This window comes from Rhizobium chutanense (assembly GCF_002531935.1).
In the GTDB taxonomy this organism is placed as follows: domain Bacteria; phylum Pseudomonadota; class Alphaproteobacteria; order Rhizobiales; family Rhizobiaceae; genus Rhizobium; species Rhizobium chutanense.
The window spans coordinates 1-20358 of sequence record NZ_NWSV01000001.1; the positions used below are offsets into that span (position 1 = coordinate 1).

Here is a 20358-nt window from a genome sequence, read left to right on the forward strand (position 1 = left end):
AGTCTTCGTCGCCAGCAGCGCCGCCGCCCTCGTTCAGTGAGTGGGCTTATAGAACTATCCCCTTTTCCAAGTCAACAGCCCTTTTCGAAAAAAATGAGGTTTCTTTTATCCGATTGTTTTCACAACGGAATTTTCTCATGACGCCGAAATGCGGTCGTTTCCCGGATTCCGACCGGCTTGAGATGGCCGGGAAAATGAACCTCTTTCGACTTTTCGTGGAAAGAACGCTCTTTCATGTCGCCGCGCCCCGACATCATCACAATCTGCTGGTCTTAAGAGACGCATGATTCACACAGGTAAAAGCAGGCAATCTGCCTTTCCCTGAGCGATTTGACTTCCATGCCCAAAATATGCACATCTTTTGCCCCAGCCAGGATGGCCGAGAAATGCTTCCAGAGACGCCTGATGTAAGGACGCGGACCCGACTGCCATGATGACGGAGAAAATGATGATCCGCTCGTTGGGCAACGAGCCTCCGCTTCTGGCCGATGGCAGGCGCGCGCCCGATCGGCGCGAGGTTTCCCTGCGCTGGCTCTCGGGCACGTTCCTCACCGGCATTACCTCCTCCGTGCTGATGGGCGTCGCGCTTTTTGCCGCGCTTGACGGCCGCCAGCAACTGGCGATCCCCGCCGAAGCCTATGCGAGTGCAGCGGCAGACGCGCACGAGGATACGGCAGTGGTGCGCGGCGGAAGGCTGATTGCACCCGCCATCGCCGCAAAACCGTCCGACCGGGCCATCATGGAAGTTTCGACCGTCGTCCACGACGGCGAGAAGGAAGTCGTGCGCCGCCAACCCTTCGCGCATGTGAAGATGACGCTGGCCGCCAATCATGTGGCGACCGAGGACTATCCCGACTTCGATCCGCTGGCGATTTTTTCCGCCGACGAGCCGCAGCCCGCCCCGCAAAGCCGCACCGGCGCGATTTACGGCTCCGATGTCGAATCCGAAGTCAGCCTGAAGACCATCCCCTTCCCCACAGGCAAGACCAGCATGAAGATGGCGTCTGGCTTGTCGCTGGAGGAAGTCGAAGAGAATGTGCGCTCCAACGGCTCGGTGCTGACGGACGGCAACACGCAGCTCGCAGCGCTCTATTACGTCGATCCGCGCCGTTTTTCGAACGAGGATGCCGATGTCGATCTGACCGCCGGCCTGTCGGCTCGTGTGCTCGAGCAGAACATGACGGTCTCCGCATCGGAATCGATCACGCCGCAGACCGAGGAGTTCGCCGACGATATCTTGCCGGTGCGCGTCGACACGCCGATCGCCAAGGCGCTGACGGACTCGGGCTATCCGCAGCAATATGCCGATGGCATTGCCGGTTTCATCTCGCAGCAACTGGGTTCCACCGATCTCGACAAGGGCGACGTGCTGCGCATCGGCATCATTCAGAAGGGCGAACAGGCAAAGATCATCCGCGCCAGCGTCTATCGCGGCACGCGCCATCTCGTCACCGTGGCCGTCGACGACAAGGGCAGATACGTGCCTGGAAGCGAGCCGCCGATGCTGGATGCCATCGCCACCGCCTTCGATGACAATTCCTTCGCGCCGCCGCCCGGCCAGAACCTGCCGCGCGTCTATGACGGCATCTATCGTGCAGCCCTTTCCTACGGCATGACCAAGGATATGACGGCGCTGATCATCAAGCTGCTTGCCAGCAATGTCGATTTCCAGGCGCAGCTGCGGGCTACCGACAGTCTCGAGGCCTTCTTCTCCGTCGCCGACAGCGCCGGCCAGGCGACCGAGGATTCCGAACTGCTCTACGTCAACGCCCGCTTCGGCGACACGCAAACGCGCTTCTACCGCTTCCAGGATCCCGACGACGGCACGGTCGATTATTTCGACGAGAGCGGCAAGAGCATCCGCCAGTTCCTGCTGCGCAATCCGGTTCCGAACGGCATCTTCAAATCGGGTTTCGGCATGCGCCGTCACCCAATCCTCGGTTTTGCCCGCATGCATACCGGCGTCGATTGGGCGGCCCCCCGCGGCACCGCAATTATCGCCGCCGGCAACGGCACGGTCGAAAAAGCCGGCTGGGATTCCGGCGGCTACGGCAACCAGACGATTATCCGCCACGCCAACGGCTACGAATCCTCCTACAATCACCAGAGCGCCATCGCCAAGGGCGTTATCCCCGGCGCCAAGATCCGCCAGGGTCAGGTGATCGGCTGGGTCGGCACCACGGGCGAATCCACCGGACCGCATTTGCATTACGAGCTGATCGTCAACGGCACCAAGGTCGATCCGCTGCGCATCCGCCTGCCGGGCGGCAAGTCGCTGCAGGGCGAGGCGCTGGCGAAATTCGAGGATGAGCGCAAGCGCATCGATACGCTGCTGAACAACCAAACGTCGGATCAGGTGGCAAGCAAGTAGTCTCGAACTGATGTTCCTCGTCGTCACCTCGCCCGCCAACCAAAAATGGCGGCCGAAGCCGCCATTTCTCATGCATCCGGCACACCGGTTTATGCCGCTTCACTCACCGTCTGCTTCGTTCTGAACTGCAGCCGGTCCGAGCCGTTCGTCACCTTCACCGTCGAACCGTCCGGCACCTGGCCGGACAGAATCTGTTCGGCCAGCGGATCCTGCACGAACTTCTGGATCACCCGCTTCAGCGGCCTTGCGCCGTAAACCGGATCATAACCCTTGTTCGCCAGCCAGTGACGGGCCTCCTCATCAAGGTCGATGACGATCTTGCGTTCGGACAGCAGCGCCACCAGCCGCTTCAGCTGGATATCGACGATCGCACCCATCTCCTCACGCTTGAGGCGGTGGAAGAGGATGATCTCATCGATGCGGTTCAGGAATTCCGGCCGGAAATGCCCGCGCACGACATCCATCACCTGTTCGCGAACCGTGTCGCTGTCATCTCCGTCCGGGAGCTGCGTCAGATATTCGGCGCCGAGGTTCGACGTCATGATGATCATCGTATTGCGGAAGTCGACTGTCCGGCCCTGGCCATCCGTCAGGCGGCCATCATCCAGCACCTGCAGCAGGATATTGAAGACGTCGGGATGCGCCTTTTCGATCTCGTCGAACAGCACGACCTGATAGGGCCGGCGGCGCACGGCTTCCGTCAGCGCTCCGCCTTCGTCATAACCGACATAGCCGGGAGGCGCACCGATCAGCCGGGCAACGGAGTGTTTCTCCATATATTCCGACATATCCATGCGCACCATCGCCGTTTCGTCGTCGAACAGGAAGCGGGCAAGCGCCTTGGTGAGCTCCGTCTTGCCGACGCCGGTCGGGCCGAGAAAGATGAACGAACCGATCGGCCGGTTCGGATCCTGCAACCCGGCGCGGGCCCGGCGAACCGCGCGCGATACGGCCTGAACCGCATCGCCCTGGCCGATCACCGATTTCGCCAGCTCGTCTTCCATCCGAAGCAGCTTGTCGCGTTCGCCCTCCAGCATCTTGTCGACCGGAATGCCGGTCCAGCGGGAAACGACATGGGCGATATTGTCGGGGGTCACAACCTCCTGCACCATCGCGCCGCGTTCGCCATCCTGCTTCTCGGCGTCGACGAGCTGTTTTTCGAGATCCGGGATGACGCCGTAGGTCAACTCGCCGGCGCGCTGGAATTCACCCTTGCGCTGGGCGATCGCCAGTTCGTTGCGGGCATCGTCGAGTTGCTTCTTGAGATCGGCGGCAAGCCCGAGCTTCTGCTTTTCCGCCTGCCAGCGGGCCGTCAGCGCATCGGCCTCCTCCTCGAGGTCGGTCAGCTCTGTCTCCAGCCGCTTCAGACGGTCGGCGGAGGCCACATCGGTTTCCTTCTTCAGCGCCTCACGCTCGATTTTCAGCTGGATGATGCGGCGGTCGAGCTCATCGAGTTCTTCCGGCTTGGAATCCACCTGCATGCGCAACCGCGCTGCCGCTTCGTCCATCAGGTCGATCGCCTTGTCGGGCAGGAACCGGTCGGTGATATAGCGGTTGGAAAGCGTCGCAGCCGCCACCAGCGCCGCATCGGCGATGCGCACCTTGTGATGCTGCTCGTATTTTTCCTTCAGGCCGCGCAGGATCGAGATCGTGTCTTCGACCGTCGGTTCGTCGACGACGACGGGCTGGAAACGACGGGCAAGGGCCGGATCCTTCTCGACATGTTTGCGATACTCGTCGAGCGTGGTCGCGCCGACGCAATGCAGCTCGCCGCGGGCAAGCGCGGGTTTCAGCAGGTTGGAAGCGTCCATCGCCCCATCGGCCTTGCCGGCGCCGACCAGCGTGTGCATCTCGTCGATGAACAGGATGATCTCGCCGTTCTCGGCCTGTACTTCATTGAGTACGGCCTTCAGCCGCTCCTCGAATTCGCCGCGGTATTTCGCACCGGCGATCAGCGCGCCCATATCGAGCGCCATCAGCTTCTTGTCCTTGAGCGATTCCGGCACGTCGCCGTTGACGATGCGCAGCGCCAGCCCCTCGACGATCGCCGTCTTGCCGACGCCGGGTTCGCCGATCAGCACGGGATTGTTCTTGGTGCGGCGGGAAAGCACCTGGATCGTGCGGCGGATTTCGTCGTCGCGGCCGATCACCGGGTCGAGCTTGCCTTCGCGGGCTTCGGCGGTGAGATCGCGGGCAAACTTCTTCAGCGAATCGAAACCCTGTTCGGCATTGGAGGAATCCGCCGTCCGCCCCTTGCGGATGTCGTTGATGACCTGATTGAGGCCTTGAGCCGTCACGCCTGCGTTCTTCAGCGTCGAGAAACTCGAGGCCGAGGATTCGATCGCCAGCGCCTGCAGCAGGCGCTCGACCGTGACGAAGCTGTCGCCGGCCTTCTTTGCCGCCTCTTCGGCGGTCGAAAGCACCTTGGCAAGCGGCTGGGCCAGATAGATATTGCCGTTGCCGCCTGATATTTTCGGCAATTTGGCAAGAGCCGCGTCATTGGCGAGACGCGCGGCCTTGGCATCGCCGCCGGCGCGCTCGATCAGCGACGCCGCCATGCCCTGATCGTCGTCGAGCAGGACTTTCAGCACATGTTCGGGCGTGAACTGCTGGTGACCCTGCGCCAGCGCATAGGTCTGCGCCGACTGGATGAAACCGCGCACCCGCTCGGAATATTTCTCGATATTCATATTCTACCTCCTGGATCGCCCTACCCTGACGAGGCGCAGACCGATGATTGAGATCGACCCCCTGAAAAGGCAGGCCGCGCTTGGCCCGTCTGGAATTTGGGCGAAGCAGTCGTGGAGAATATGGTAGCCTGTTCTGCGAGTTTAAAGAGCCGATAAAACGAAAATCCCCGGCGCGAGGCCGGGGATTTTCGTTGCAATTCTAACAGATGGCATGAACCTCGCGCCCCCTGCGGAGCCGCCGGATTCTCATTCCGACGCTGCGTCCGCCAGCACCGGCACCTCGGAAGAAGCACCCTCGCCTTCACCGGCGGCTTCCCCTTCCGCACCGCGACGCGGGCGACGGGGACGGCTGCCGGTGCTGCGGCGGCGGGGCTGGCGTTCGCGCGGCTGACCGCCGGAGCCTTCCTCGTCCATGGCGACTTCGGCCGGAATGCCTTCGATCTCCGGCTGCGGGCCGGTTCCGTCGATGACCTCGGCCTGGGGCACCACCGGCGCCGGAGCAGGGGCCGGCTGGGGCTGGGGCTGCGACTCAGGTCGCGGCCGCGGCTGATGCTGCCTGTTCTGCGGCGGCTGGACGACGACGACATCATCACCGTCATTGTCGTTGTTGTCGATTTCGTCGCCGTCGCGGTCTGCGGCGTCATTGTATTCGCCGCGATCGTCGCGCTGGAAACGTTCCTGCATCTGTGCCTGGGCGCTGGCAATGATTCGATTGTAGTGTTCGGCGTGCTGGAGATAATTCTCCGCAATCACGCGGTCGCCGGAGCTTTGAGCGTCGCGGGCGAGCTGCGCGTATTTTTCGGCGATATGCTGGGCAGTGCCGCGAATCTTCACATCGGGGCCGGAGCTGTCATAGGTTCGGGTCAGCGGGTTGCCGCCCTTGCGGTTGAAATTGTTGTTATTGTTATTTCCGCCGCCGCCGTTGTTATTATTGTTGCCACGCCCTCGACCGCGCTTGTTCTGCTGTCCTGGCCTCATAGATCGTTCACCTGAATTCTCTGTTTGTGATGGATACATGGCACCAACCGCCATGACCGAAAAGCGGGTCAGGACCTTTGTGCCGCGAGCATACTGCGCCTTTGCGCCGACCTGCCGCTTGGTTTCAAGTCAGATTGACTGATTCACGCATTGGGTCGTGTTCAACCGTTGAAACTCTCGTTTAAAAGAGCGGACCCCCGAGGCAAACCAAGTACCGAACGAATCTCGTTCATTCCTATCTGCCCAACACGTGACCGCAACCTATATTGCTTCCCTGGGAAATCCAAGCCTTTTCTTCGCAATAACAATAATGTCCTGTTCGATGCAGCAATTATCGCCTGTCACGCGAGCGCGAACACGAGCACCCTGTCGTTCTGACCATAATCTTTTACGGATTTGAGGCACTTGAAGCCTTTCGCTTCAAAGATCGCCGTCACATCGTTTCGCTGATCGTAGCCGATTTCCAATCCGACGACCCCGTCGGGCCGCAGGAACCTTGCCGCATCCTTGGCTATGGCTTTGTAAGCGTCAAGCCCATCCGGGCCGCCATCCAGCGCTGCAACCGGATCAAATTTCGTCACTTCGGGAGCGAGATCGTGAATGACATTGGAAGCAATATAGGGCGGATTTGAGACAATCACGTGAAAGGAACCCCGGATGCTCTCGAACCATCTCGACTGTATGGCCTCAAAACGATCCTGCAATCCGTTTCTTTCCGCGTTCGATCTTGCCGTCTGAAGTGCATCCGCCGATATGTCGCTGCCGACACCCGACGCCTCGGGACATTCGCTCAAAAGCGCAAGGCATATCGCCCCGGTCCCGGTTCCCATGTCAAGAATATGGAGATCGTCTTGCCCTTTTGCAAGGTCTCTGAGACAGGCAAGCACCGTATCGACCAGGATTTCCGTATCCGGCCGCGGCTCCAGCGTTTCTGCCGAAAGCCGTAACGGCAGCCCATAAAATTCCCGCTCCCCGAGAATGCGGTGCACCGGCTCGTGGCCGAGGCGCCGCTCCACCGCTTTGAAAATCACGTCGGTCTGCTCGGAAGAAAGCCGCGCAGCCGATCGCGTCAAAAGCTCGGTCGACGATAGTTTTAAAAGACCTGCGACAAGCAGCCGCGCATCGATCGCCGGATCGACGATGCCTGCTTCGGTGAAGCGACGGCGCGCTTCGGCAAGCGCATCGGCGACCGTCGAGCTCATTGCTGCTCGCCGAGCTGCGCCAGCTGGCTGGCCTGGTAATCGGCCATCAGCGCATCGACGACCTCTTCGATTTCGCCTTCCATCATCCGATCGAGCTTGTAGAGCGTCAGATTGATGCGATGGTCCGTCACCCGCCCCTGCGGGAAATTATAGGTGCGGATACGTTCCGAGCGGTCGCCGGAGCCGACCTGGCTCTTTCGGTCGGCAGAGCGCTCGCTGTCGGCCCGCTGCCGCTCGGCATCATAGAGCCTGGAGCGCAGCACCTGCATCGCCTTGGCACGGTTCTGATGCTGCGATTTTTCCGAGCTGGTGACGACGATGCCGCTCGGCAGGTGGGTGATGCGCACCGCCGAATCCGTCGTATTGACGTGCTGGCCGCCGGCGCCCGAAGAGCGCATCGTATCGATGCGAATATCCTCCGGCCGGATCTCGATATCGATCTCCTCGGCCTCCGGCAGCACCGCGACCGTTGCGGCCGACGTATGGATGCGTCCGCCCGCCTCGGTTTCCGGCACACGCTGCACGCGGTGCACGCCGGATTCGAATTTCAGCTTGGCGAAAACACCCCTGCCGGTGATCGTCGCAATGATTTCCTTGTAGCCGCCGGCTTCGCCCTCGCTCGCCGAGAGCACCTCCACCTTCCAGCTCTTTTCGGAGGCAAACCGCTCGTACATGCGAAAGAGATCGCCGGCAAAAAGGGCGGCTTCCGATCCACCCGTGCCGGCGCGGATTTCGAGGATTGCGCTCTTTTCGTCTGCCGCGTCCTTCGGCAGAAGCAGGATCTGCATCTCCTGCTCCAGCGCTTCGATCTGCTCCTTCACCTCAGGCAGTTCCAACTCCGCAAGGTCGCGCATCTCGCGGTCGACCGACTTGTCCTCGAGCAGCGTTTCAAGATCGCCAAGCTCGGCGATCGCCTTTTCATAGGCGCGGATCTTCGTGACGACGGGCTGCAGCTCGGAATATTCGGATGCCAACTTCACATAGACGTCGGCGGCGGGGCCGGCCGACATGCGCGCTTCGATCTCGCCGAAACGGCGTTCCAGCTCGCGCATCTTTTCAACGGGAAGCTTCGCCACCCTTCACTCCGATTCTTCTTATATCTGTCCAGAGCATGATGCCGAAAAGTGTGAGCGGTTTTCGGATAACATCATGCTCTAACTATTTAATTTAGAACAGGATTCAGATTTTCGGCCGAATCCGGCCTAAAAACATCCTGTTCTAAAGGGGAATATTGTGGCTTTCGGCGAAGCGGGCAAGCACCTCGCGCATCGGCATCATGGCGTGGACATCGTCCAGCACTTCGTCCATCGCCTTCGTCAGAGCCCCGACATCGAGCCCGAGCAGCATTGCCTTCACTGGTCCGATCGAGGCGGGCGACATGGAGATTGAGCGGAAGCCGAGGCCGAGCAGCGCCATCGCCGAGATCGGTTTGCTGGCGAGTTCGCCGCAGAGCGTCACCGGCGTCTTGTTCCGATCCGCCCCGCGCACGATATCGCGCAGGATGCGCAGGAACGGTTTCCCGAGTGGATCGAAGCGGTCCGAGACCCGCGCATTGCCGCGGTCGACCGCCATCGAGAACTGGAAGAGGTCGTTCGAACCGACCGAAACGAAATCGACCGTCTCCATCAGCTCGTCGAGCTGCCAAAGCAATGCCGGCACCTCCAGCATCGCCCCGAATTGCAGCTTGCGCGGCAGCCCGTGGCCGAAGCGCGAGAGATGCTGCACTTCCTTCTGCAGCAGCTCGCGCACCGTCTTCAGCTCGGAAACCTCGGTCACCATCGGCACCATCAGCTTCAGCTCGGTGCCGGCCGATGCCTTCAAGAGGGCGCGCAACTGGGTGCGCAACAATCCCGGCCGGTCGAGCGACAGCCGGATAGCGCGCCAGCCGAGCGCGGGATTTTCCTCCTCATGGCCGCGGAAATACGGCACGACCTTGTCGCCGCCGATATCGAGCGTGCGGAAGGTGACGGGACGGCCGGCAGCCTGTTTTATCACATTGCGATAGAACTGCTCCTGCTCCTCCGCCTTTGGCATGGTGGAGGCAATCATGAACTGCAGTTCGGTGCGAAACAGGCCGATGCCCTCCGCGCCCGATTCCGAAAGCTGCGGCAGGTCGACCAGCAGTCCAGCATTCATCATCAGCGCGATCCGCTGACCATCCCTGGTCACCGGCTCGACGGCGCGCAGCGCCCTAAACTGTTCCTGCCGCCTGGCGCGGAAGCGCACCTTTTCCTCGTAGGAACGCCGGTGATCGGCCATCGGCCGCAGATGCACATGTCCCTCGTCGGCATCGATGATGACAGCGTCGCCGTTTTCGGCGAGCGCCACCACACCGGCCGCCTGGCCGATGACCGGAATGCCCATGGCGCGGGCGACGATTACCACATGGCTCGTCACCGCCCCTTCTTCCAGCACCAGCCCGCGCACGTTGGCGCGGGGATAATCGAGCAGTTCGGCCGCCCCCATGGCGCGCGCCAGGATGATCGCGTCGCTGGGGAAGCCTTCAGCGGTCGTCCGCCCGGTATAACCCGTCAACTGCCTGAGCAGCCGGTTCGCCAGATCCTCGAAATCATGCATGCGTTCGCGCAGATAGGGGTCGGTCAACCGCATCATCCGCGCCTTGGTGTCGCTCTGCACTTTTTCCACAGCCGCTTCCGCCGTCAGGCCGTTGCGGATCGCCTCCTCGAGCTTGCGCACCCAGCCCTGGTCATGGGCGAACATGCGATAGGTTTCGAGCACCTCGCGGTGTTCGCCCTCCATCGAGACGTCGCGACGCGACAGCATGTCGTCGATCGAGATCCGGAGCGAGCCCATGGCTTCGGCCAGCCGCCGGATTTCCTTTTCCGCATCTTCGTTGAGCAGGTTGGTAACGACGATGCGCGGCTCGTGCAGCACGACATAGCCGAGGCCGATGCCGTCATTATAGGTATCGCCGTCGATCGTCACCGATCGTGTCAGGTCGAGTTCGAGGCCCGGCTTGGTGATCTTCTTGAGCTCGCCCGTGGCGATCATCTCGGCGAGCACCATCGCCGTCGTTTCGAGCGCTTCCACCTCCTCGTCGCGATAATTGCGGCTCGCCTTGTTCTGCACGACGAGAACGCCGAGCGAGCGCCCGGTTCGGAGAATCGGCACGCCGAGGAAGGAATGGTAGATTTCTTCGCCCGTTTCCGGGAGATAGCGGAAGGCAGGATGCGACTGCGCGTCGGAAAGGTTCAGCGGCTGCGCCGAAGCGGCGATCGTGCCGACGAGGCCCTGCCCCATCTTCAGCTGCGCCAGATGCACGGCTTCTCGGTTGAGGCCTTCGGTCGCATAGAGTTCGAGCACGCCGTCGGCGCGCAGCACATAGACGGAGCAAACCTCCGCCACCATGTTGCCGGCGATCTGGCGGACGATCCGGTCAAGGCGATCCTGCGGCTCCAGCGGCTCTGCCATCAACTCGCGCAGACGCCTGAGCAGCACGCGCGGACCGCCGGAAAGGTCTCTCATGACGTCTCAAGCTCCCGAAACAACGCTCTCAGTCCCGGCGGGCCTGCCTCCGTCTCCTCAACCTGAAGGGGCAGGCCGCCCACTGGGAATCAATTCTTATCCAGACCGTAGCAGGAATGCAAAGTCCTGACAGCGAGTTCTGCATAGGGACCGTCGATCAGAATGGAAATCTTGATCTCGGAGGTGGTGATCGCCTTGATGTTGATGCCTTTTTCGGCAAGTGCACGAAACGCGGTCGCAGCAACGCCCGCATGGCTGCGCATGCCGATGCCGATGACCGACACTTTCACCAGCCCCGATTCGTTCTGCACGACATCGTAGCCGATCTTCTCCTTATGGTCGCCGAGCACCTTGATCGCCTTCTCGACGTCGCCTGACGGCACGGTGAAGGTCATGTCGGTCTTCGAGCCGTCCTCGGAGATATTCTGGACGATCATGTCGACATTGATATGGGATTCGGCGAGCGGCCCGAAGATCGCCGCGGAAACGCCCGGCCGGTCGGCAAGACGGCGAAGCGAGATCTGAGCCTCATCCTTGGCATAGGCGATGCCGGTGACTACTTCCTGTTCCACGATTTCATCCTCGTCACAAATCAGCGTTCCGGGCGGGTTTAGCAGATCGCCCATGCCCGGAGCATCGGGATCTTCGAATGACGAACGCACGAAGGTGCGCACCTTGTGCACCATGGCAAGCTCGACCGAGCGCACCTGCAGCACCTTGGCGCCGAGCGAGGCCATTTCGAGCATTTCCTCGAAGGCGATCTTCTTCAGCCTGCGCGCCTTCGGCACGATGCGCGGATCGGTCGTATAAACGCCGTCGACATCGGTATAGATATCGCAGCGATCCGCTTTGACAGCGGCCGCGATGGCAACGGCCGACGTGTCCGATCCGCCGCGCCCGAGCGTGGCGAGGCGGTTGTCGGGCCCCAATCCCTGGAAGCCGGCGATGACGGCAACCTGCCCCTCGCCCATCCGCTTGATGATGTCGGAGCCGTCGATCTCCAGGATACGGGCCGCGCCATGCGCATTGTCGGTGCGGATCGGGATCTGCCAACCCTGCCAGGAACGCGCATTGATATCCATCGCCTGCAAGGCGATCGCCAGCAATCCCGAGGTCACCTGCTCGCCGGAAGCGACCACCGCATCATATTCGCGCGCATCGTAAAACGGCGAATTGGCGCCGATCACCTTCGGCATGCCCTGCACCCAGCCGACCAGTTCATTGGTCTTGCCGGACATGGCCGACACCACCACCGCCACCTCGTGACCGGCATCGACTTCGCGTTTCACATGGCGGGCAACGTTCTTGATGCGGTCCAGGTCAGCGACGGACGTGCCGCCGAATTTCATTACGATGCGTGCCATATGCCTCTACCACGACTGGCGCCGGAAATCGGAAACCCGACCCGGCATCACGAAAGCTCTGGGGCGGACCGCTTGGCGAAAGAGCCGGACTCCCAATTTCTGGAACCGCTCTAAAAGCCCAGGCCCTGAAGGCCCCAAGTTGCGGGGTCTCTTAGCGAGTTTGGCGGGGGGAGGCAAGCACACGATATAAAGCAATTGCCGAGCGCCTCCACGCTCGTCGCTCCTTGATACCCGCGCCCCTTGACTTATGCCCCCGATCGTCCGACTTCACATCTCACGAACGCAAGGAGTGGACGATGACGGAAACCGCCAGAAGCACGATCGACCAGGGCGAAGTGGACCGCTTCTCGGCGATGGCGGCGGAATGGTGGAGCCCGACCGGCAAGTTCAAGCCGCTGCACAAATTCAATCCCGTCCGCCTCGCCTATATCAGAGACAAGGCCTGCGAGAATTTCGGCCGTGATCCGAAAACCGCCCGCCCGCTCGAGGGGCTGCGCGTGCTCGATATCGGCTGCGGCGGCGGTCTGTTGTCCGAACCTGTCGCCCGCATGGGCGCCTCCGTCACCGGCGCCGATCCGTCCGAGAAGAATATCGGCATCGCCTCGACCCATGCGAAGGCTACCGGCGTTTCGGTCGACTATCGCGCCGTCACCGCCGAGGAACTCGCCGAGGCCGGCGAGACCTTCGATATCGTCTTGAACATGGAAGTGGTCGAACATGTCGCCGACGTCGAGTTCTTCATGACGACCTGCGCAAAAATGGTCCGCCCCGGCGGCCTGATCTTCGTTGCCACCATCAATCGCACGATGAAGGCGGCAGCGCTTGCCATCTTCGCCGCCGAGAACATTCTGCGCTGGCTGCCGCGCGGCACCCACCAATATGAGAAGCTGGTGCGTCCGGAAGAGCTGGAAAAGCCGATGACGACGAGCGGCCTCGAGATCACCGACCGGACCGGCGTCTTCTTCAATCCGCTGTCGAACCAGTGGAACCTGTCCAAGGATATGGACGTGAACTATATGCTTCTGGCTAAGCGGCCTGCATAGCTCTCGTCGGCAATAAGCCGGCTACACTTTCAGCATTTGAACGCGGGCAACCAGATCCTTTTGAGTTTCCGCGTTGCAAGCGGCAAGTTCCTTGACTCGATCGCGATCGATTGTCGTCTTCGCTCCGTCAGGTCCGTAGGGCTGCTTGAACGTAAAAGCGCCGGCGCTCGGCCCGTGATCGGCGAGATATTCGAGGCGTTCGACACCCTCCTGCCAATCCGGCCTGTGATGGTCAGACACCCACCACAGAACCAGCGGCGGCCATGTCTGTTTCACATTCCAGCTGCGTGCATGTTTGAGCGCCTCTGCATGCACACCATTATAGGTAAAGGCCATCAGACTCTCGATGTCGGCCCAGAGCGAAAGGGAGGAGGGTGCTGATGTAAAACCGCTGCCCTCGATGTAACGGGGAAAGACCTGAACGCCCCAGCTTCGGGCCCCGGGATAGCCGGCATAACCGGAGCGTCCGATAAAGCCGCAGGCACGGGCGGCGGCCTCGAAATTCAAGGGCTCGCGGAGAACGAAGCCTTCGACCGTTTCGCTTTCGGCAGGCGCGACGTGCAGGCCGAAATTGTAGAAGGCCAGACGCGCGGAAGGCATTTCAGTTCACATCCTCGGGCAGAACAGGAATGGCGGCAATCTCGATGCCCTCTTCCACAAGCGCCTGTGCCTCGTCGACCGTTGCCTGGCCGATGATGCCGCGGGCATCCGCCTCGCCGTAATGGATCTTGCGGGCTTCCTCGGGAAACTTGGCACCGACATCCTCGGAATTGGCCTTGACGGCAGCAACCGCCTCTTTGAGTTTTTGCAGGGCCTCCTGGCGCATGGCGTCCATCGCCAGCGTCTGCCTCTCGTCCTTCTTGCGCGCCGTCGACACCGAAGGCGCCATCAGCAGCTTGGAGACGGCAGCGGAATGGCAGACCGGGCAGGTGAGGAAACCGGTCGCGACCTGACGGTCGAAATCGGCGCTTTCAGAAAACCAGCCTTCGAATTCATGGGCATTGTCACAGGTGAGCGAATAGCGGATCAAGCGGCCACGCCTCCGGCGACTGCCCCGGCAATCTTCTCGATCGAAAATTCCCGGCCATTCCTGAGATTCGGGATCTTGTCATGCGCAACCTTGACCGCGGCAGGTTCGATCTCGGCGATGATGACCGCCTCGCCGGTCGCCCCGGCCGATGCCAGCACCGTGCCCCATGGATCGATGATCATCGAATGACCGAAGGTCTCCCGGCCGTCCTCGTGCCGGCCGGCCTGCGCGGCGGCAATGACGAAGACACCGTTCTCAATTGCGCGGGCTCTGAGCAGTATCTCCCAATGCGCCTCGCCGGTTTGTTTGGTGAAGGCGGCGGGAACCGTCATCACCTCGGCGCCGGCAATCGCCTGGGCGCGGAAGAGTGCCGGAAAGCGCACGTCGTAGCAGATCGCAAAGCCCATCTCGGCAAAGGGCAGCGACAGCACACGCGCCTCCGAGCCGGCGGTATAGGCTGCACTTTCGCGCCAGCTCTCGCCATTGTCGAGATCGACGTCGAACATATGGATCTTGTCGTAGCGATTGAGGATCCGGCCGTCGGGACCGAACAGGAAACCGCGATTGGCGATCTTGCCGTCGGCAAGGGCAATCGCCGTCGAGCCGACATGCATGTGGATGCCGAGGTCGGCGGCAAGCTCCGAGCCGGTCTTGACGATGATGTCATGCGCCTCGTCGGCAAGCACGGCGCGCGCCGCAGCGCGGTCGCGCTGCAGCATGCCGGTCATCTCGGGCGTCTGCACATAAGTGGCGCCCTCTGCGGCCGCCTCGCGCACCAGCCGCGCCATGGCGGCGGCGTTCTTCGCCGGATCGACCCCGGAACACATCTGGATGGCGGCGGCCTTGAAGCTCATCGGCTCTTCCTCAGATCGCCAGCATCGGATCGAGCTTGCCGGCCCGATCGAGCGCAAACAGATCGTCGCAACCGCCGACATGATCGGCGCCGATGAAGATCTGCGGAAACGTGGTGCGCCCGTTCGACTTGCCGATCATCTCCTGGCGAAGATCCGGCGAGTAGGTGGCGTCGTGCTCGACATAGTCGACGCCTTTTTCTTCGAGCAGGGACTTGGCGCGGCTGCAATAACCGCAAAACTGCCGTGTATAGATGGTGACGGGTACCATGATCTCTCCAGACCGATGCCGGGTATTTCTGTCATATAGGCTCGGACAGAGCCCTTGCAAAGGTCAAAACCGTGATCTCGGCTGCCCCCGCCTTGCGCAGTGTCCGGCTTGCTGCGGCGACCGTCGCCCCTGTTGTATAGACGTCGTCGACGAGCACGATGCGCTTGCCGAAAATGTCGTTTTCGCGCCCCTTGGCAATCGCGAAAGCGCCCCTGACATTGTCCTCGCGCGCCTTCGCGCCAAGGCCGACCTGCTGGCTGGTGCGCTTGACGCGGACAAGCGTGGCGCCAAGCAGCGGCTTGCCCGAAAGCCCTGCCATATGGCGGGCAAGCTCGGCGGCCTGATTGAACTTGCGCGTCAGCATGCGGGTGCTGTGCAGCGGCACCGGGATCAGCGCATCGCAGCTTTCGACCGTCCCGTCGGAAGCACGCAGCATCCAGGCTGCCATCATCGGCGCCAGATCGGTGCGATCGCGATACTTCAGCCCGTGAACGAGATCGCGGACCGCATGGTCGTGGGTCGCAGCCGACCGCAAGCGGTCGAAGGGCGGCGGGTGGGCGATCGCCTCGGCACTGAGAATGCCGGCGCCGAGATCATGCGAGAAGGGGATACCGAGCACCTCGCAATAAGGTCGTTCGATGAAGCGGATGCCGGACCAGCATTTCGCACAGAGCCCGCGATGGCCGCCTGTGGAAATACCGCAGACCGAACAGGCCGGTGGATAGAAGAAATCGGCAAGTACCGAAAACGGCCGCAAGAGATGCGCCCGCAAGACCTTTGACGGACTTTCGAAATCGATCGGCCCCATGCCGACGAGGCTAGCGCATAATCTGGAAAAGGAAAATCGTCTTGCCGCTTAAACCGTGCGGGACTAAGGACATCGCCATGGAAACGATTTTCGACAAGGCCCTGATCGCCGCGCATCGCCATCGCGCGCTTGTCAACAGCGACCCGAAAGCCGCCTTCCTGCTCGATATCGCTGCTGAAGAACTGGCTGAGCGGCTTGCAGTCGTCGAGCGGACCTTCGAGACCGCCGTCGAACTGCATGGCGCGACGGGAGCTGCCGCCCGTGCCGCACTGGCGACGGGAAAGATCGCCACGATGATCCGCGTCGAGAGCGAGAGGGCCTATGCGATCCCGGGAGAGGCCCTGGTCGAGGCGCAGCTCGAGGACGTCCCGCTCGAACCGCAATCGGCCAATCTCATCCTTGCGCCTCTCTGCCTGCATCTGACCAACGATACGCCAGGCGTCTTCATCCAGATCCGCCGCGCTCTGAAGCCGGACGGCCTGTTCCTGGCTGCGATCCCCGGCGCCGGCACATTGCAGGAATTGCGCGACGTCCTGCTGGCCGCCGAGGCCGAACTGACCGGCGGCGCAAGCCCGCGCGTCATCCCCTTTGCCGATGTGCGCGATGTCGGCAGCCTCATGCAGCGCGCCGGCTTTGCACTGCCGGTGATCGATGCGGAAAACTATACGGTGCGTTATGATTCGCTCTTTCCGCTGATGCGGGATCTGAGAGCGATGGGCATGAGCAATCCGCTTGCAGCCCGCGGCCGGATGCCGCTGACGCGTGCCTTCTTCCTGCGCGCGGCTGAAATTTACGCCGAGCGTTATGCCGATCCCGACGGACGCATCCGCGCGACCTTCTCGATCATCTATGTCTCGGGATGGGCGCCGCACGAGAGCCAGCAAAAGCCGCTGAAGCCGGGTTCGGCCAAGGCACGCCTTGCCGATGCGCTGAAGGTGGACGAGCACAAGCTCAGACAGTAGCGGCTGGCTGCTTCTCAATTCGCCGGCAGATTGTTGCCTATCGAGTTGAAAATCCCCTGCAGGCTGCCGGAGAAAATTCCAAGAGCGGAGACGATTGCGCCACCAACGAGGGCGGCGATGAGACCGTATTCGATCGCCGTCGCACCTCTGTTATCTGCAAGACATGCTTTTAAAAGACGCATTACCCCAACCCTTAGCGCGAACTGACAGCAAACGACCATTCCACGACCATCGGGCGATGGCCAGCATTTTTAGCAACCGGCGCCTACACCGTAGCCTTGGACGACGCAGACCGAGCCGGGCGTATCCTGGAGGACGCTGCGACGGATCGTATAGCGCTTGCCGCTTTCGGTCTTCGGGATTGATCCAGTTGTCATCGTATCGAATTCAGCCGGTGCGCTGGCAAAGACGCTTTTCTTTGAGGAATCCGCAAGCATCGGCGTCAGGATGAGTGTCAGCGCCACCACCGCAGTGCCGAACAGCAGGGCGATATTGAGCGCACCCGTCCTGCGCGAGGCAGACGAAACCCGTTCCTTCTCCCGGACAGCTTTCCAGAAATCATCGTCCATGACGTCAAGCCTTTTAATACACGCACGCCAGATGCTTGATTGAGGCCGATCTTTGGCAGAAGGTGTTAAACGATCCATTAATATCCACAGCCGAAAACGGCGTGGCGCGATAATAATCAGGTAACGCTAATGCATGTCGCCTCGAAGTGTACCGCGGTACCAAGGTCAACGAGACCCGCTTTAAAGTAAATCCTGCAGCATCGGGATCAGCGGCTCATCGGCCGGCGGCATCGGGTAATCGCGTAGCGCCTGCGGACGCACCCATTTCAGCGCCTGGCCCTCCCGGCCCTGGGGAATGCCCTCGTAGCGCCGGCAGATATAGAGCGGCATCAATAGGTGGAAAGTCTCGTAAGAGTGGCTGGCAAAGGTCAGCGGCGCCAGGCAGGCGATCTTGGTATTTATGCCGAGCTCCTCCTCGAGTTCACGCACCAGCGTTTCCTCCGGCGTCTCGCCGGGCTCGACCTTGCCGCCGGGGAATTCCCACAATCCGGCCAGCGACTTTCCCTCGGGGCGCTGTGCCAAGAGGATACGCCCATCGGCATCGATCAAGGCACAGGCGGCGACCAGCAATATCTTCCGGCCTGCATCGCTCATCGCGGCTCCCGCTGCCAATAGCAATAATGATAGGCGTCGCGAAAACCGAGGCGTTCGTAAAGGGCGATGGCCGGGCGATTGGACAGCTTCACCTGCAGCCAGGCCGAACGGGCGCTGCGCATGCGCGCCCAGCGCAGCGCCGAGGTCAGGATCTCGGTGCCAAGTCCCTCGCGCCGCCGCGTCTCAGAGACCGACAGCGACATGATGCCGGCGAGGTCGTTGTCCTGGACGCAGAGCACGGTCGCAAGCGGGCCATCCGCGGCATTCTCGATCATGAACAGGCCCGACGGCGGCTTGATCGCCGAAATGATTTCGGCAAGCGCCGGCTTCAAGCTCAGCGGCGCCCGTTCGACGGCGAGGTTGGCGTCGACGAAACGGCCGACATCATGGGTCGGCAGGTGATCGAGCGTATCCGGCAGGTCGGCCTCGGAGAGGTCGCAGGTCATCACGACGGTTTCGTCGAACCGCGTCCAGTTCTGCGCGCTGAGAAGCTCGATCAGCACCGGCGAAGCAAGCGGCGTCTGGCGCACCACGGCGGCGCGACCATAGGCCTCGAACTTCCGGCTCGCCTTTTCCAGGCGGATTTCGACGTCGCGATGATCCGAAGGATCGAGCGGCACGATCGAATTCAGCCGGTTGGACGGATGGCCGGCCGTCAGCCGCACCTGCCAGCTGCCGTCATATTGCACGGATGCCGCCGGCCAGGCACGAAAGCCGACGGCCTCCAGCCTGCGCACCAGCGGCAGATTCTGTGAAGAAATGGATGCCTGCGTCAATGACCGATCAGCTCCGATAGTCGCCATTGATCGCAACATATTCCTTGGTGAGGTCGCAGGTCCAGACGGTTGCGGTGCCGGCGCCGAGGCCGATATCGACTTTGACGGGGATATCCTGTGCCTTCATGACGTCAGAGGCGGCCTGCTCGGAATAATCCGGGTCGCGCTCGCCATTGACAGCGACCCTGACGTCGCCGAACCAGATGGCGAGCCGGTCGCGGTCGGCCATCTCGCCCGATTTGCCGACGGCCATGACGATGCGGCCCCAATTGGCGTCTTCGCCGGCAGCCGCCGTCTTGACCAGTGGCGAATTGGCGATCGACAGTCCGATGCGCTTGGCGGCGGCATCGCTCTCAGCGCCCGTCACCGTAATTTCGAGCATCTTGGTCGCGCCCTCGCCGTCGCGCACCACCTGCAGCGACAGATCCTTCAGCACGTCGTTGAGGGCAGCGCGGAAGGCGGCAAGGCGCGGGTCGTCGGCGCGTTCGATGCGGGCCTGGCCGTCCTCGGCCGCAGCGCCCGTCGCAAACAGCATCAGCGTATCGGAGGTGGAGGTGTCGCTGTCGACCGTCATGGAGTTGAAGGTCGGGCCGACGCCGTCGGACAGCAGCGCCTGCAGCGCAGCCGGCGCGATATCGGCATCGGTGACGACGAAGGAGAGCATCGTCGCCATGTCGGGCGCGATCATGCCGGCGCCTTTGGCGATGCCGTTGATAGTGACCGCGACGCCGCCGATCTCGGCGCTGCGGGTCGAAACCTTCGGGTAGGTGTCGGTCGTCATGATTGCCTTGGCGGCCTCGAACCAGAAATCGCCGGTGGCTTCAGCCTGCATCTTGTCCAGGACGCCTGAGAATTTGGTGGCATCGAGCGGCTCGCCGATGACGCCGGTCGAGGCAAGGTAGACTTCGTTTTCGGCGCAGCCGACGGCAGCCGCAGCCGACTTCGCCGTCAGCGCGGTCGCCTGGCGGCCCTTCAGGCCGGTGAAGGCATTGGCATTGCCTGAGTTGACGACGACGGCGCGAGCGCTGCCGTGGGGAAGGTTCGCCCGGCAGAAATCGACCGGCGCCGACGGGCACTTGGAGCGGGTAAAAACGCCGGCGACGGCGGCCGGTCTGTCGAAGACCATCATCAGCACGTCGGTACGGTTCTTATACTTGATGCCGGCAGACGCCGTCGCCATACGCACGCCGCGCAGCGACGGCATCGAGACGAAGGATTTCGGAGCGAGCGGAGAGACGGAACCGGACATGATGCGACACCTGCCAAAGAGCATTTCCAGGCGAATGGGAAACCGGCTCGCCCTCCGGAAATGCGACAACAACGATAATAGTGAAGGGCCCGGAAGAACCGGGCCCAGATGCGG

The 20358-nt window shown here is 61.9% G+C and carries 20 protein-coding genes; 4 read left to right on the plus strand and 16 right to left on the minus strand.

Annotated features, from left to right (window positions below):
- Both CO666_RS34395 and CO666_RS00005 read left to right on the plus strand, forming a co-directional pair.
- A partial coding sequence (locus tag CO666_RS34395; RefSeq protein WP_210202055.1) for a hypothetical protein occupies positions 1-287 on the plus strand: 287 nt, incomplete at its 5' end.
- Positions 288-430: 143 nt separating this feature from the next.
- On the plus strand, positions 431-2371 hold the full coding sequence (locus CO666_RS00005) for a M23 family metallopeptidase (RefSeq protein ID WP_097610154.1): 1941 nt from the start codon (positions 431-433) through the stop codon (positions 2369-2371).
- Positions 2372-2460: 89 nt separating this feature from the next.
- Here CO666_RS00005 and clpB read toward each other — a convergent pair whose 3' ends face one another.
- From clpB to CO666_RS00035, 6 genes are all read right to left on the minus strand, one after another.
- Positions 2461-5061 (minus strand): ATP-dependent chaperone ClpB, encoded by a 2601-nt coding sequence (clpB, locus tag CO666_RS00010; RefSeq protein ID WP_097610155.1) that lies wholly within the window; start codon positions 5059-5061, stop codon positions 2461-2463.
- Between the two features lie 246 nt (positions 5062-5307).
- Positions 5308-6039, minus strand: a complete 732-nt coding sequence (locus tag CO666_RS00015) for a DUF4167 domain-containing protein (protein ID WP_097610156.1) — start codon at positions 6037-6039, stop codon at positions 5308-5310.
- 341 nt (positions 6040-6380) lie between these two features.
- Positions 6381-7241: a peptide chain release factor N(5)-glutamine methyltransferase gene (gene prmC / locus CO666_RS00020; RefSeq protein ID WP_097610157.1), complete on the minus strand. Its 861-nt coding sequence runs from the start codon at positions 7239-7241 to the stop codon at positions 6381-6383.
- A complete protein-coding gene (prfA, locus tag CO666_RS00025; protein ID WP_085738516.1) occupies positions 7238-8317 on the minus strand; it encodes a peptide chain release factor 1 in 1080 nt (359 codons plus the stop codon). The genes prmC and prfA overlap by 4 nt, the downstream gene beginning before the upstream one ends.
- A gap of 142 nt (positions 8318-8459) precedes the next feature.
- The gene (gene ptsP / locus CO666_RS00030) at positions 8460-10727 is read right to left on the minus strand and encodes a phosphoenolpyruvate--protein phosphotransferase (protein ID WP_097610158.1); all 2268 of its coding nucleotides are present in this window, start codon (positions 10725-10727) and stop codon (positions 8460-8462) included.
- 89 nt (positions 10728-10816) lie between these two features.
- A complete protein-coding gene (locus CO666_RS00035) occupies positions 10817-12091 on the minus strand; it encodes an aspartate kinase (RefSeq protein ID WP_085738518.1) in 1275 nt (424 codons plus the stop codon).
- Positions 12092-12387: 296 nt separating this feature from the next.
- Between CO666_RS00035 and ubiG the strand changes: the two genes are divergently transcribed.
- Positions 12388-13134, plus strand: a complete 747-nt coding sequence (ubiG, locus tag CO666_RS00040) for a bifunctional 2-polyprenyl-6-hydroxyphenol methylase/3-demethylubiquinol 3-O-methyltransferase UbiG (protein ID WP_097610159.1) — start codon at positions 12388-12390, stop codon at positions 13132-13134.
- A 21-nt stretch (positions 13135-13155) separates the two neighbouring features.
- Here the strand turns inward: ubiG and CO666_RS00045 are convergent, their stop codons facing one another.
- From CO666_RS00045 to CO666_RS00065, 5 genes are read right to left on the minus strand one after another with little or no spacing between them, the layout of a single operon-like run.
- A complete protein-coding gene (locus CO666_RS00045; RefSeq protein ID WP_097610160.1) occupies positions 13156-13734 on the minus strand; it encodes a DUF3291 domain-containing protein in 579 nt (192 codons plus the stop codon).
- Position 13735: 1 nt separating this feature from the next.
- Positions 13736-14164, minus strand: coding sequence for a DUF1178 family protein (locus CO666_RS00050; protein WP_097610161.1), 429 nt, complete (start codon positions 14162-14164; stop codon positions 13736-13738).
- Positions 14161-15018: a carbon-nitrogen hydrolase family protein gene (locus tag CO666_RS00055; protein ID WP_097610162.1), complete on the minus strand. Its 858-nt coding sequence runs from the start codon at positions 15016-15018 to the stop codon at positions 14161-14163. The genes CO666_RS00050 and CO666_RS00055 overlap by 4 nt, the downstream gene beginning before the upstream one ends.
- Positions 15019-15028: 10 nt before the next feature.
- Complete coding sequence (gene grxC / locus CO666_RS00060) at positions 15029-15286, minus strand: glutaredoxin 3 (RefSeq protein ID WP_097610163.1); 258 nt, start codon at positions 15284-15286, stop codon at positions 15029-15031.
- A 31-nt stretch (positions 15287-15317) separates the two neighbouring features.
- Positions 15318-16094 (minus strand): ComF family protein, encoded by a 777-nt coding sequence (locus CO666_RS00065; protein WP_097610164.1) that lies wholly within the window; start codon positions 16092-16094, stop codon positions 15318-15320.
- A 77-nt stretch (positions 16095-16171) separates the two neighbouring features.
- Between CO666_RS00065 and CO666_RS00070 the strand changes: the two genes are divergently transcribed.
- Positions 16172-17056, plus strand: a complete 885-nt coding sequence (locus CO666_RS00070) for a methyltransferase domain-containing protein (protein WP_097610165.1) — start codon at positions 16172-16174, stop codon at positions 17054-17056.
- A 14-nt stretch (positions 17057-17070) separates the two neighbouring features.
- Here the strand turns inward: CO666_RS00070 and CO666_RS00075 are convergent, their stop codons facing one another.
- From CO666_RS00075 to argJ, 5 genes are all read right to left on the minus strand, one after another.
- On the minus strand, positions 17071-17238 hold the full coding sequence (locus CO666_RS00075; protein WP_085738526.1) for a Flp family type IVb pilin: 168 nt from the start codon (positions 17236-17238) through the stop codon (positions 17071-17073).
- 69 nt (positions 17239-17307) lie between these two features.
- On the minus strand, positions 17308-17625 hold the full coding sequence (locus tag CO666_RS00080) for a hypothetical protein (RefSeq protein WP_085738527.1): 318 nt from the start codon (positions 17623-17625) through the stop codon (positions 17308-17310).
- A gap of 180 nt (positions 17626-17805) precedes the next feature.
- Positions 17806-18219, minus strand: a complete 414-nt coding sequence (gene mutT / locus CO666_RS00085) for an 8-oxo-dGTP diphosphatase MutT (protein ID WP_097610166.1) — start codon at positions 18217-18219, stop codon at positions 17806-17808.
- The gene (locus CO666_RS00090; protein WP_097610167.1) at positions 18216-19022 is read right to left on the minus strand and encodes a GNAT family N-acetyltransferase; all 807 of its coding nucleotides are present in this window, start codon (positions 19020-19022) and stop codon (positions 18216-18218) included. Before CO666_RS00090 ends, mutT begins: the two co-directional genes overlap by 4 nt.
- Positions 19003-20244, minus strand: coding sequence for a bifunctional glutamate N-acetyltransferase/amino-acid acetyltransferase ArgJ (gene argJ, locus CO666_RS00095; RefSeq protein ID WP_097610168.1), 1242 nt, complete (start codon positions 20242-20244; stop codon positions 19003-19005). Before argJ ends, CO666_RS00090 begins: the two co-directional genes overlap by 20 nt.
- Positions 20245-20358 lie beyond the last annotated feature (114 nt).